General features: G+C 55.5%; 15 protein-coding genes. 10 read left to right on the plus strand and 5 right to left on the minus strand.

Annotated features, from left to right (window positions below):
• Positions 1–7: 7 nt before the first annotated feature.
• The gene (gene slyA, locus N5C09_RS06930; protein ID WP_063448919.1) at positions 8–448 is read right to left on the minus strand and encodes a transcriptional regulator SlyA; all 441 of its coding nucleotides are present in this window, start codon (positions 446–448) and stop codon (positions 8–10) included.
• Between the two features lie 187 nt (positions 449–635).
• On the opposite strand from slyA, the gene N5C09_RS06935 reads away from it, so the two are divergent.
• Genes N5C09_RS06935 through N5C09_RS06945 form a run of 3 tightly spaced genes read left to right on the plus strand, consistent with a single transcriptional unit; the run spans position 636 to position 3768 of the window.
• Positions 636–872: a DUF1656 domain-containing protein gene (locus tag N5C09_RS06935; protein WP_279748711.1), complete on the plus strand. Its 237-nt coding sequence runs from the start codon at positions 636–638 to the stop codon at positions 870–872.
• Positions 873–874: 2 nt separating this feature from the next.
• Entirely contained in the window at positions 875–1735 is an 861-nt protein-coding gene (locus tag N5C09_RS06940) for an HlyD family secretion protein (protein WP_063866986.1), read from the plus strand.
• A complete protein-coding gene (locus N5C09_RS06945; protein ID WP_063448922.1) occupies positions 1735–3768 on the plus strand; it encodes an FUSC family protein in 2034 nt (677 codons plus the stop codon). The genes N5C09_RS06940 and N5C09_RS06945 overlap by 1 nt, the downstream gene beginning before the upstream one ends.
• Here N5C09_RS06945 and sodC read toward each other — a convergent pair.
• The 3 genes from sodC to N5C09_RS06960 form a co-directional block, all read right to left on the minus strand.
• Positions 3747–4265 (minus strand): superoxide dismutase [Cu-Zn] SodC, encoded by a 519-nt coding sequence (gene sodC / locus N5C09_RS06950; protein ID WP_107535216.1) that lies wholly within the window; start codon positions 4263–4265, stop codon positions 3747–3749. The two genes, N5C09_RS06945 and sodC, sit on opposite strands and share 22 nt — an antisense overlap.
• Positions 4266–4345: 80 nt before the next feature.
• On the minus strand, positions 4346–5242 hold the full coding sequence (locus N5C09_RS06955) for an aldo/keto reductase family oxidoreductase (protein ID WP_107535215.1): 897 nt from the start codon (positions 5240–5242) through the stop codon (positions 4346–4348).
• A gap of 48 nt (positions 5243–5290) precedes the next feature.
• Positions 5291–5530, minus strand: a complete 240-nt coding sequence (locus N5C09_RS06960; RefSeq protein ID WP_063866994.1) for a DUF1289 domain-containing protein — start codon at positions 5528–5530, stop codon at positions 5291–5293.
• A gap of 147 nt (positions 5531–5677) precedes the next feature.
• Between N5C09_RS06960 and eptA the strand changes: the two genes are divergently transcribed.
• From eptA to rnt, 5 genes are all read left to right on the plus strand, one after another.
• Positions 5678–7318 (plus strand): phosphoethanolamine transferase EptA, encoded by a 1641-nt coding sequence (gene eptA / locus N5C09_RS06965; RefSeq protein WP_279748712.1) that lies wholly within the window; start codon positions 5678–5680, stop codon positions 7316–7318.
• A gap of 26 nt (positions 7319–7344) precedes the next feature.
• Positions 7345–7944: a TetR/AcrR family transcriptional regulator gene (locus N5C09_RS06970; RefSeq protein WP_204642079.1), complete on the plus strand. Its 600-nt coding sequence runs from the start codon at positions 7345–7347 to the stop codon at positions 7942–7944.
• A gap of 53 nt (positions 7945–7997) precedes the next feature.
• The gene (locus tag N5C09_RS06975; protein ID WP_063867000.1) at positions 7998–9095 is read left to right on the plus strand and encodes an alkene reductase; all 1098 of its coding nucleotides are present in this window, start codon (positions 7998–8000) and stop codon (positions 9093–9095) included.
• Positions 9096–9194: 99 nt separating this feature from the next.
• Positions 9195–9602, plus strand: a complete 408-nt coding sequence (gene gloA, locus N5C09_RS06980; RefSeq protein WP_063448928.1) for a lactoylglutathione lyase — start codon at positions 9195–9197, stop codon at positions 9600–9602.
• 96 nt (positions 9603–9698) lie between these two features.
• Positions 9699–10358, plus strand: a complete 660-nt coding sequence (gene rnt, locus N5C09_RS06985; protein ID WP_279748714.1) for a ribonuclease T — start codon at positions 9699–9701, stop codon at positions 10356–10358.
• A 77-nt stretch (positions 10359–10435) separates the two neighbouring features.
• Here rnt and grxD read toward each other — a convergent pair whose 3' ends face one another.
• The gene (gene grxD, locus N5C09_RS06990; RefSeq protein ID WP_003832760.1) at positions 10436–10783 is read right to left on the minus strand and encodes a monothiol glutaredoxin 4; all 348 of its coding nucleotides are present in this window, start codon (positions 10781–10783) and stop codon (positions 10436–10438) included.
• A gap of 339 nt (positions 10784–11122) precedes the next feature.
• Here grxD and N5C09_RS06995 point away from each other — a divergent pair, with 339 nt between their 5' ends.
• Together N5C09_RS06995 and sodB are read left to right on the plus strand one after the other, a co-directional pair.
• The gene (locus N5C09_RS06995) at positions 11123–11881 is read left to right on the plus strand and encodes a C40 family peptidase (protein ID WP_279748715.1); all 759 of its coding nucleotides are present in this window, start codon (positions 11123–11125) and stop codon (positions 11879–11881) included.
• A gap of 122 nt (positions 11882–12003) precedes the next feature.
• Complete coding sequence (gene sodB, locus N5C09_RS07000) at positions 12004–12585, plus strand: superoxide dismutase [Fe] (protein WP_063867005.1); 582 nt, start codon at positions 12004–12006, stop codon at positions 12583–12585.
• The last annotated feature ends 37 nt before the right edge of the window (positions 12586–12622 follow it).

The raw sequence follows: 12622 nt of genomic DNA on the forward strand, positions 1-12622 counted from the left end.
CTTTCGGTCAGTCGCGGGATTGCAGATCGTGGATATTCTGCTCAAGACGGGCGATGAGTCCGATCAGCATCTCCAGCTCTGCGGGGGAAATACCGGACAGGATCTCCCCTCGCGTCTTACTGATGACGGTTTCCATCTCAGTAATAATCGGGGCCGCTTTTTCCGTCAATTTGATCCGCTTGGCGCGACGGTCGCTGGCGCAGGTTTGTCGGGAGATGAGTCCCTTCTCTTCCAGCTGGTCAAGGGTACGCACCAGTGACGGCTGCTCAATGCCAATCGCTTTTGCCAGTTGGATCTGTGACTGGTCGGGCGGGAGCTGATGAATATTATGCAGCGTAACCCAGTGCGTCTGCGTGAGTTCCAGAGGTTTCAGGCGATGGTCAATCAGAGCACGCCAGATGCGTACCAACCTTGCCAGATCAGAACCTAATGGCGATTCCAATTTCATCTCCTTATAATTAGCTTGCTAAGTGATTATAGTGATTTTAGAATAGTTTGCAGTATTTGTATTGCCAAAACAAATGCAATCACGGTGTTCATCATTCCTGAAACGATGATTTACACTGTACTGTAATGCGCCATCGCATTGAAACATGCCATTGTGGCCCGTACCCCACTGCAAAGGATCGCTGCTTGTGACGTTCTTTTCCCCCTCCGTAGGGTTGCCCCTTCAGGATCTGATTGTTGGCGCATCGGTCTACTTTCCGCCACTCTTTAAAGCCGTGATGGTTGGTTTTGTGATCTGGCTCATTGCGCATCGCCTGCTGCGCGACTGGATGTATTCCGGTGAAATCTGGCACCCGATGTTGATGGATCTCTCCCTGTTTACCCTCTCCGTCTGTCTTGGCCTTGCCGTGTTAACCGTGTGGTGAGAATGTCATTGAAAACGTTAAAATACTTTTCCACTCTTTTCGTTTTAGTCCTGGCGCTGCTGGCCGGCTGGTGGCTCTGGAATTATTACATGCAGTCTCCCTGGACGCGCGATGGTAAGGTTCGTGCAGAACAGGTCAGCATCACGCCTCAGGTATCCGGCAGTATCAGCGCGCTACTGGTGAAGGATAATCAGTTCGTTCACGCAGGCGATGTGTTATTCCGCATCGATGAGACCCCTTTCCACATTGCGGTTCTTAATGCCCAGGCGCAGCTCGCTAAAGCTCAGTCCGATCTGGCAAAAGCCAATAACGAAGCCGACCGTCGCCGACACCTGTCGAGAAACTACATTTCTGCGGAAGATCTCGACACCGCCAATATCAATGTTAAAACCATGCAGGCCAGCCTGAAGGTTGCAGAGGCAACCCTGAAACAGGCCGAGTGGCAGCTGACCCAGACGGTGGTTAAAGCCCCGGTGGATGGATGGGTAACGAGCCTGTCAACCCGCGTAGGTGATTACGCCACCACAGGACAGCCGGTCTTCGCCCTCGTCGATAGCCACTCTTTCTATGTTGTGGGTTATTTTGAAGAGACCAAGCTGCGCCATATTCGCGAGGGCGCACCTGCCCGGATCACACTCTACAGCGGCGCAGAGACGTTACAGGGTCACGTTGGCAGCATAGGCCGGGCGATTTACGATCAGAGCGTCGAAACCGACTCTGGCCTGGTGCCCGACATCAAACCCAACGTGCCGTGGGTGCGTCTGGCTCAGCGAGTCCCTGTTCGCGTCGAGTTTGATCAACTGCCGAAAGACATCACCCTGGTCTCAGGCACAACCTGCACCGTCTCCATCGGGTCGCGGTGATGAACCTGGGGGCTTTCTCCTGGCGCAATACGCCCTGGATAAAAGCGACGCGCCCGCAGTGGCGCTACGCGCTGCGCAACGGCATCGCCATGTGCCTTGCGCTTACGGTTGCCTATTACCTGAATCTGGATGAGCCCTACTGGGCGATGACCTCTGCGGCGGTCGTCAGCTTCCCGACCGTCGGTGGCGTTATCAGTAAAAGCCTCGGGCGCGTGGCGGGTAGCCTGCTGGGAGCGACCGCCGCGTTGCTCCTTGCCGGCCATACCCTGAACGATCCCTGGCTGTTTCTGTTAAGCATGTCGGCATGGCTGGGGCTGTGCACCTGGGCCTGCGCCCATTTTACCAATAACGTTGCCTACGCCTTTCAGCTGGCGGGTTACACCGCGGCCATTATCGCCTTTCCCGTCGTTAACGTGCTGGATACCACCGAGCTGTGGGATATCGCCCAGGCACGCGTGTGTGAAGTAATGGTCGGCATTCTGTGCGGGGGCGTCATGATGATGATCCTGCCCAGCACCTCAGATGGCACCGCGCTCATCACCGCCCTTAAAACGATGCACGCGCGTTTGCTGGAACATGCCAGCCTGCTCTGGCAGCCTGATACTAACGATGATATCCGTATCGCGCATGAAAAAGTTATCGGCCAGATCCTGACCATGAACCTGCTGCGCATCCAGGCTTTCTGGAGCCACTACCGTTTTCGCCGTCAGAACACGCTGCTTAACTATTTGCTGCATCAGCAATTGCGGATGACGAGTGCGATCTCAAGCCTGCGCCGGATGTTGCTGAACTGGCCTGCACCGCCCGCGCATACCCGGGAGGTTATCGAGGCGCTGCTCGCCACCCTTGCGCGTCCGGATGCCGATATCTATACCGTGGCCCGCATTATCGCCCCGCTCGCCCCAACGGATGAATATGACTACCGGCACCGCGCCTTCTGGCAGCGTCTGAACTATTTTTGCCGCCTGTATTTGCGCAGCAGCCGCTGGTTAAAAGCCGTCGAAAATGCTACCCCCGTCACCGAATTTTCCGTTCCCGGTAGCCCTGCTCTGGCACGCCATACGGACGCGATGGAAGCGCTGTGGAGCGGATTTCGCACCTTTTGCGCGCTGATGCTGGTTGGCGCATGGGCCATTACCACCCAGTGGGAAGCGGGGAGCGCGGCGCTCACCCTCGCCGCCATCAGCTGCGTGCTCTATTCCGTGGCGGCCTCCCCGTTCAACTCCCTGACGCTCCTGATGCGCACCCTGGTGCTGCTCTCGCTGTTCAGCTTTGTAGTTAAGTTCGGTTTGATGGTGCAGATAAGCGACCTGTGGCAGTTCCTGCTGTTCCTGTTTCCGCTGTTAACCACCATGCAGCTGCTTAAGCTGCAAATGCCTAAACTGGCCGGCCTGTGGGGACAGCTGATTGTCTTTATGGGCTCCTTTATTTCGGTGACAAATCCGCCGGTGTACGATTACGCCGAGTTCCTCAATGACAACCTGGCGAAGATCCTCGGCGTGGGGCTGGCGTGGCTGGCCTTCGCCGTGTTACGCCCGGGCTCTGACGCGCGTAAAAGCCGCAGGCATATCCGGGAGTTACGCAGAGGTTTCGTGGATCAGCTGAGCCGCAGGCCGCACCTGCGCGAAAGCGAGTATGAATCGCTGGTTTACCATCACGTCAGCCAGCTGAACAACAGCAAGGATTCCCTCTCCCGACGCTGGCTACTGCGCTGGGGCGTGGTGCTGCTGAATTGTTCGCACGTGGTATGGCAGTTACGCGCCTGGGAGACGCGTTCCGACCCGCTGGCGCAGGTTCGTGATAATTGTATTTCCATGCTCCGCGATGTGATGAGCGAGCGCGGGGTTCAGCAACGCCCCCTTAGCGTCACGCTGGTCGAGCTTCAGCGTATTTGCGACGTGCTGGCGCGCCATCATCTGCCAGCGGCCCGCGACCTGGCGTCCATTATCTGGCGGCTGCACTGCTCCCTGTCACAGCTTGAACAGGCGCCGCCACCCGGAACGATTGGCGATCAGATCACGCCACAGGCATAGCGCGCCCCGCCGCCGCCCAGCGGTTTAGGCTGATCGGACATGTTATCGCCGCCCACGTGGATCATCAGCGCTTTGCCTTTGACCTCATCAATCTTTTTCAGCCGTGGCGCAACAACGGGATCGGTAGCTTTACCGTCGTTATTCACCACCAGCACCGGCAGATCGCCGAGGTGCCCCATGCCTTCAGGACCTTCATGCTTGCCGGAGTTATGCGGATCCAGATGTCCCCCTGCGGCTTCCGCCGCAGTTGGTTTGCCCTCTTTCATTGCGGGTTGACAGCTGCCTTTGGCATGGACGTGATAACCGTGCTCACCGGGTGGAAGAGCCTTGAGATCGGGTGCAAATTCCAGCCCTTTATCGGTTTCGGTGATTTTCACCGTCCCGATGGACTGGCCTACTCCCTGAGAAGTGACGAGATTCATTTCAACTTCTTCGCTGGCTGCCTGCGCTCCTGCGCAAACAACCAGCGTGACCACTGCCAGAGCAAAACGCTTCATATGACCTCCACGGGTTATTTTTTGCACCTTAAGTCTATACCAGAGGCGCAGATTTCACCGGAAAGTCAGACTCCGCGTGCTCAGGGTACGTCGTAGCCCAGAGCCGCCTTGCGGATGCGGAACCACTGCTGACGCGACATATCCAGCTCTTCAGCCACCAGCGCCGCGCGTACGCGCTCAATTTTGCCGGAGCCGATAATGGGCAGCGGTTTAGACGGCAGGCGCAGGATCCAGGCGTAAACCACCTGCTCAATGCTTTCCGCATTCAGTTCGCGGGCCACGGTTTCAAGCTCGTTACGCAACGGCTGGAAGGCCTCATCGTTAAACAGGCGACCGCCGCCGAGACAAGACCAGGCCATCGGACGAATGCGTAACTGTTGCAGCTGATCGAGCGTTCCGTCCAGCAGCAGCGGCTGGTGAACAGGCGAGATCTCCACCTGGTTCGTCGCCAGCGTAAACGGCAGACGAGACTGCAACAGCGTAAACTGTGCCGGTGTGAAGTTAGACACGCCGAAATGACGCACTTTACCGCTCTGGTGCAGCGTCAGGAACGCTTCCGCAACCTCATCCGCATCCATCAACGGATCGGGACGGTGGATCAGCAGCAGGTCGATACGATCGGTGGCGAGGTTGACCAGCGACTGCTCGGCGCTTTTAACGATATGCGCGCTGTCGGTGATGTAATGTCCGAGGGCATGCTCCGGTTTTGCCGTGGTGGCAATACCGCATTTGGTCACAATCTCCATACGTTCACGCAGCGCCGGCACCCGCTTCAGCGCTTCGCCAAAGGCAGCCTCGCACTGATAGCCGCCATAAATATCAGCGTGATCGACGGTAGTGATCCCGAGATCGAGATGCTCTTCAATAAAGTTCGCCAGCTGGACGGGAGACATATTCCAGTCCATCAGGCGCCAGTAGCCCATTACAAATCGGGAGAATTCCGGGCCCTGCGGGGCAAGGGTAATACGCTGAACCATAACATTTTCCTCAAGGAAGTCATGTCACCAGTATACGCAATTACCTTGCTAAAACAGTGAGGGTTGCTGAGGTTCTTCGGTTTCTACCGCTTTGTTTGCGCGAATTTTACGCAGCAGTCGCTGTCGACAGAGTCGTAAGACCTCCTGCTTTTGCGCGTCGCTGAAGTTTTGCCAGTTAAAACGTTCATCGCGCGTGCGCATGCACCCGCGGCAGTACCCTTTTTCATCAACCTGACAAATACCCCGGCACGGGCTCTGGACAGGGAAAAATTCCAGTTGCTCTGCCACACCCACCTCCACAACGCCATCATTCCCTACAGTGAAGACCCTAATTGGCCTGCATGCAAGGGTGTTCCCCACAAACGGGGCATTAAGGTTTCGCTAATCTTCGCTTCTTATACTCGTCGCATTGATATAACGAATGGTTGAATCATCATGTGGCTTGCTAAAAAGTTACGCTGTAACGATATAAAATTTACCCTGGCCTGTGCGCTTTTTTTCACCGTGTTAAATGCGCTGTTTATTCAGCGTAGCTGGTCGATTATCGCACCTGCCCGTCTGCACGACGTGCTTTTTGCCGCCAGCGTGCCGCTGGTACTGTTCTGCGGCTGGGTCATTATTTTTAGCCTGCTGAATATTCCCTACATTCGCAAGCCGCTCATGATTGTCCTGACCATAGGATGCGCCGCCGCGACGTATTTTATGTATACCTATGGCGCGGTTATCGATCAGAACATGATGGTGAGCGTATTCGAGACTAACTCTCAGGAAGCGACAGCCCTGGTGACGCCGCAGATGCTCCTGTGGCTGGTCGTGGCGGGTCTGGTTCCTTCCATCGTGTTAGCCCTGACGCGCATTCGAAGCGGAAAATGGTGGTATGCCCTGCTGACGCGTTTCCCCGCCATGCTCGGCGCGCTGCTGGTGATTATCCTGGTCGCGGCGGTATTCTATAAAGACTACGCTTCGCTGTTCCGCAATAATAAAAGCATCGTGAAAATGGTCACGCCGGCGAATTACGTCAGCGCCATAGTGAAGTACAGCGAAATGCGCTGGTTTGCCGGCGACCAGACGCTGGTCCGCATCGGCGAGGATGCCCATAAAGGCGCGCTGATTTCCGGCCAGCACAAGAAAACCGTGCTGGTTCTGGTGGTGGGCGAAGCCTCCCGCGCCGCAAACTACTCGTTAAATGGTTACCCGCGTGAAACCAACCCCGAGCTGAAAAAGCAGGATGTCATCAACTTCCCACAGGCAACCTCCTGCGGCACGGAAACCGCCGTTTCCGTCCCCTGCATGTTCTCCGGCATGACGCGAAAAAAATATGATGCTGACCTCGCCCACCATCAGGAAGGTCTGCTTGACGTGCTTAACCACGCCGGATTCAACCTGCTATGGCGCGACAATGACGGCGGGTGCAAAGGTGCCTGTAACCGCGTGCCGCATACGGACATGACGCAGTGGAAACTGGATCGGTTCTGTAAGGACAAATCCTGTCTGGACGATGTCAACCTGTACCGTCTGGATAACGTGCTGGATGGTCTGAAGCAGGACACGGTTCTAGTTATTCACCTGATGGGAAGCCATGGCCCGGCCTATTACAACCGTTACCCGGACAGCTTCCGGAAATTCACGCCGACGTGCGATACCAATGAAATTCAGGATTGCGATCATCAGTCGCTGATCAATACCTATGACAACTCGATTCTGTATACCGACAGCGTCCTCAGCCGAACCATCGACGCGCTGAAAGCCCGGCAGGCCAGTATGAATACGGCGCTGATTTACCTCTCCGATCACGGTGAGTCCCTCGGCGAAAGCGGTATTTATCTGCACGGCACGCCGTATATGCTGGCCCCGGAGCAGCAAACGCATATTCCGTTCATGTTCTGGCTCTCCCCGGATTACGTGAAAAACTTTGGCGTAAACCCGGACTGCCTGCGCATCCATGCTGCAAAAGATGCGGTTTCGCAGGATAATTTGTTCGCTACCGTGCTGGGCATGATGGACGTGAAATCAACGGTTTACCAACCACAGCTGGATATTTTGTCGCAATGTCGACGCCAGGCTGACTTGCATTAGACCGAACGGTCTATTAGAGTGAAGGCATGAGCAGACACACAGAACACGATACGCGCGAACATTTACTGGCTACCGGCGAGCGCCTTTGCATGCATCGCGGGTTTACCGGTATGGGGCTGAGCGAGTTGTTAAAAACCGCTGAAGTCCCTAAGGGATCGTTTTATCACTATTTTCGATCCAAAGAAGCGTTTGGCGTGGCCATGCTGGAGCGGCACTACACCAGCTATCATCAGCGCCTGGCAACCCACTTCGCCTGCGGTGAAGGGAATTACCGGGATCGTATTCTGAACTACTATCAGGAAACGCTGACGCAGTTCTGTCAGCAGGGCATCATCAGCGGTTGCCTGACGGTAAAACTGTCTGCCGAAGTGTGCGATCTTTCCGAAGACATGCGCACCGCCATGGATAAAGGGGCCAGCGGCGTTATCGCTCTGCTGGCTCAGGCGCTGGATAAAGGCCGCGATGAACAAACGCTCGGCTTTTCCGGCGATCCGCTCACGCAGGCACAGGTGCTCTATTCCCTCTGGCTAGGCGCCAACCTGCAAGCAAAAATTTCTCGCAGTGCCGTGCCGCTCGAAAGCGCGCTGGCGCATGTGAAACGTTGTATTACGGCGCCCGGCGCGTAGCCGGCGTTTTTATTTACCCTTTTACTAGTCGACTGGTCTACTCAGGAGCCGTTATGTCCGCTGAAAAGCTATTTACCCCACTGAAAGTCGGTGCCGTTACCGCCCCAAACCGCGTGTTTATGGCCCCACTCACCCGTCTGCGCAGCATCGAGCCGGGCGACATCCCAACGCCATTGATGGGTGAATATTACCGTCAGCGCGCCAGCTCTGGCCTGATCATCTCCGAAGCCACGCAGATTTCTGCCCAGGCCAAAGGCTACGCCGGTGCGCCGGGTCTGCACAGCCCGGAACAGATCGCCGCGTGGAAAAAAATCACCGCAGGCGTGCACGCTGAAGATGGCCGTATCGCGGTTCAGCTGTGGCACACCGGTCGTATCTCGCACAGCAGCATCCAGCCTGGCGGTCAGGCGCCGGTTTCTGCCTCTGCCCTGAACGCGAATACCCGTACTTCCCTGCGCGATGAAAACGGTAACGCGATCCGCGTCGACACTACCACGCCGCGCGCGCTGGAGCTGGACGAGATCCCGGGTATCGTGAACGATTTCCGCCAGGCCGTTGCCAACGCCCGTGAAGCAGGCTTTGACCTGGTCGAGCTGCACTCTGCGCACGGTTACCTGCTGCATCAGTTCCTGTCACCGTCCTCCAACCAGCGTACCGACCAGTACGGCGGCAGCGTCGAAAACCGTGCGCGTCTGGTGCTTGAAGTGGTAGACGCCGTTTGTAACGAGTGGAGCGCTGACCGTATTGGTATTCGTGTCTCCCCGATCGGTACCTTCCAGAACGTCGACAACGGTCCGAACGAAGAAGCGGACGCGCTGTATCTGATTGAAGAGCTGGCGAAACGCGGTATCGCATATCTGCACATGTCCGAGCCGGACTGGGCTGGCGGTAAGCCTTACACCGAAGCCTTCCGCCAGAAAGTGCGCGAGCGCTTCCACGGCGTGATTATCGGGGCGGGTGCCTATACGGCAGAAAAAGCCGAAGACCTGATCGGGAAAGGCCTGATCGACGCCGTGGCCTTTGGCCGCGATTACATTGCAAACCCGGATCTGGTGACCCGTTTGCAGAAGAAAGCCGAACTGAACCCGCAGCGCCCTGAAAGCTTCTACGGTGGCGGCGCGGAAGGTTATACCGACTACCCTTCACTCTAATCCCGCTTTGTACGTTGATAGCGGCGACATTTCGCCGCTATACTAAAACATCGTTTCTGTTCAAAAAGATAATCCATTTCATTGGTTAATGAGGAAATTATGCGCCTACTTCACACCATGCTGCGCGTTGGCGACCTGCAACGTTCTGTCGATTTCTACACTAACGTTCTGGGCATGAAGCTGCTGCGCACCAGCGAAAACCCGGAATATAAATACTCTCTGGCTTTTGTGGGTTATGGCCCGGAGTCAGATGAAGCGGTCATTGAGCTGACCTATAACTGGGGCGTGGACAGCTACGAGCTGGGCACGGCTTACGGCCACATCGCACTGGAAGTGGATAACGCGGCGGAAGCCTGCGAACGTATCCGCAGCAACGGCGGTAACGTCACCCGCGAAGCCGGTCCGGTTAAAGGCGGCACCACCGTGATTGCGTTTGTTGAAGATCCGGACGGTTATAAAATCGAGCTGATCGAAGCCAAAGACGCTGGTCGCGGTCTGGGCAACTGATCCCACAGGGCGCACTATGCGCCCGTTGTTTTGCTGCATCCCCTCTCAAAATTTGCCATAATGCGCACTGCTTTTTCCCCCTTGTAAGAGACCCTGATGTCCGATAACGCTCAATTTACCGGTCTGTGCGACCGTTTTCGTGGTTTTTATCCCGTTGTCATTGATGTAGAAACAGCCGGATTTAACGCTAAAACCGATGCGCTGCTTGAGATTGCCGCCATCACGCTGAAGATGGATGAACAGGGCTGGCTTGTACCGGACACCACGCTGCATTTCCACGTTGAACCCTTTGAAGGGGCAAACTTACAGCCAGAGGCGCTGGCCTTTAACGGAATCGACCCGACAAACCCGCTGCGCGGGGCGGTAAGCGAGTACGAGGCGCTGCACGCCATTTTCAAAATGGTGCGTAAAGGCATGAAAGAAAATGACTGTAGCCGCGCCATCATGGTGGCCCACAACGCGACGTTCGATCACAGCTTCACCATGGCTGCCGCCGAGCGCGCCTCGCTGAAACGCAACCCATTCCATCCGTTTGTGACCTTCGACACCGCTGCGCTGAGCGGCCTGGCGCTGGGGCAAACCGTGCTGTCCAAAGCCTGCATCACAGCGGGTATCGCGTTTGACGGCATTCAGGCCCATTCCGCGCTGTACGATACAGAGCGCACGGCGGAGCTGTTCTGCGAGATCGTCAACCGCTGGAAACGACTGGGCGGCTGGCCCCTGCCGATGGGCGACGAGGCCGATATTCAGTCATAAGACGGGTAAGCGACAGCGCCACGCGAAAAAAAAAGCGACCAGCATAATGTGGTCGCTTTTTTATATCCGCAGAAAACTTACTCTGCGTCCGGCTCTTCGGTTTTATACTTCGCCGCAGTCTCTTTGATCAGCTGCTGCAATTCGCCACGCTGATACATTTCAATCAGGATGTCGCATCCGCCAACCAGTTCACCGTCAACCCACAGCTGTGGGAAGGTCGGCCAGTTTGCGTATTTTGGCAGCTCGGCGCGAATATCCGGGTTTTGCAGGATATCAACGTAAGCAAAACGCTCACCACAGGCAGACAGCGCCTGAACAGCTTGCGCGGAGAAGCCGCAGCTTGGCAGCTTCGGGGAACCTTTCATGTACAGGAGAATCGGGTTTTCAGCGATCTGGCGCTGAATTTTTTCAATAGTGGTGCTCATGTCTTGCTTCCTTTAACTTCTGTTACGGCATCAGTCTGACATTGTAGCGGTTCAGGCCGACATCGGAAAATAACATTTTTGTCACGTCTCATTATTTTATCGCTTATCGCATAAAGTTGCATTGCAAATGACGCTTAACGCCACGCACCGTGCGGTTTTGCTTAAGGAGCGAACACGCGTGCAACAGAATGGTGAATTTTTTTGCACTTGCTAACGAAACACAATTTTTGAATGAAAAATGCTATTAACTTATTCTGATTTTATGGATTAGAATCGACAGGTTTTGTAAATCTCACGCGGGTATGCTTTATTGGCCTGCACTTATCAGGGGACTGCCCAGTGGCGCGGATAACTAAAATCTCGATGACGCTCTGTGCTTTACTGTTTACCACACTCTCATTGACGCCAGCGGCGAACGCCTCCGAACAGGCGCGGCATTCTGCTGTACAAAAAACGCATCTGGCAAAAGCCACAGAACGTAAGAAAAAAACCACCAGCAAAACCGTTAAAAAGAAAACCACCGCTCAGACCAAAAAGACCGCCTCCAGCAAAACCAAAACCCTCCGTTCCGGCACGCACATAACCACCCGTAAAACCGCCAGCCTTGTGAGTGAAAAATGCACCGTGCGCAAAGGGCATAAAACAAAATGCGCTAAAGTGACGAAGCTGGCTGACGGGCATAAAGCGCGTATGCAGAAAGCGCAAAAAACGGCGATGAATAAGCTGATGGGGCAAATTGGTAAACCGTATCGCTGGGGGGGCACCTCTCCCCGCACCGGTTTTGACTGTAGCGGGCTGGTCTATTATGCCTATAAAGATTTGGTGAAGTTCCGCATTCCTCGTACCGCCAATGAAATGTACCACCTGCGCGACGCCGCGCCTGTAAACCGGGGCGAACTGCAAAATGGCGACCTGGTGTTCTTCCGCACTCAGGGACGCGGCACGGCCGATCACGTTGGGGTGTACGTGGGTAACGGTAAGTTTATCCAGTCACCGCGTAGCGGACGGGACATTCAGATCACCTCCCTCAGCGAAGATTACTGGGTGCGCCACTATGTGGGTGCGCGCCGCGTGATGACGCCAAAAACCGTCCGCTAAACTCTGCCCTGTCGCCCGTGCGGCAGGGTAAGTTCCTCTTTTGCATACCCTTTCAATTTGCTATTCTGTCCTTGTTGTCTGTAGGGTTATTGGCAACGTATAAAACAATAAGGAGAGAAGCAATGTCGTTCGAATTACCTGCACTACCGTATGCAAAAGACGCCCTGGCCCCGCACATTTCCGCGGAAACCCTGGAGTACCATTACGGCAAACATCACCAGACCTATGTCACCAACCTGAACAACCTGATTAAAGGCACCGATTTTGAAGGCAAAACGCTGGAAGAGATCGTGCGCAATTCAGACGGCGGCGTTTTCAACAATGCTGCTCAGGTGTGGAACCACACCTTCTACTGGCACTGCCTGGCACCGAATGCAGGCGGGGAACCTACCGGTGACCTGGCCGCAGCGATTAACGCCGCGTTCGGCAGCTTCGCGGATTTCAAAGCGAAGTTTACTGACGCCGCCGTTAAAAACTTTGGCTCCGGCTGGACCTGGCTGGTGAAAGAGGCCGATGGCAAACTGGCTATCGTTTCCACCTCTAATGCGGGTACCCCGCTGACCACCAGCGCAACGCCGCTGATGACCGTGGACGTATGGGAACACGCCTATTACATTGATTATCGTAATGCGCGCCCGAACTACCTGGAGCACTTCTGGGCACTGGTTAACTGGGAATTTGTTGCGAAGAACTTCGCCGCGTAAGGGACACGCAGAAGGGGAAACCCTTCTGCGTTTTTGT

This window comes from Enterobacter sp. GD03975 (assembly GCF_029838645.1).
GTDB lineage: Bacteria > Pseudomonadota > Gammaproteobacteria > Enterobacterales > Enterobacteriaceae > Enterobacter > Enterobacter quasihormaechei.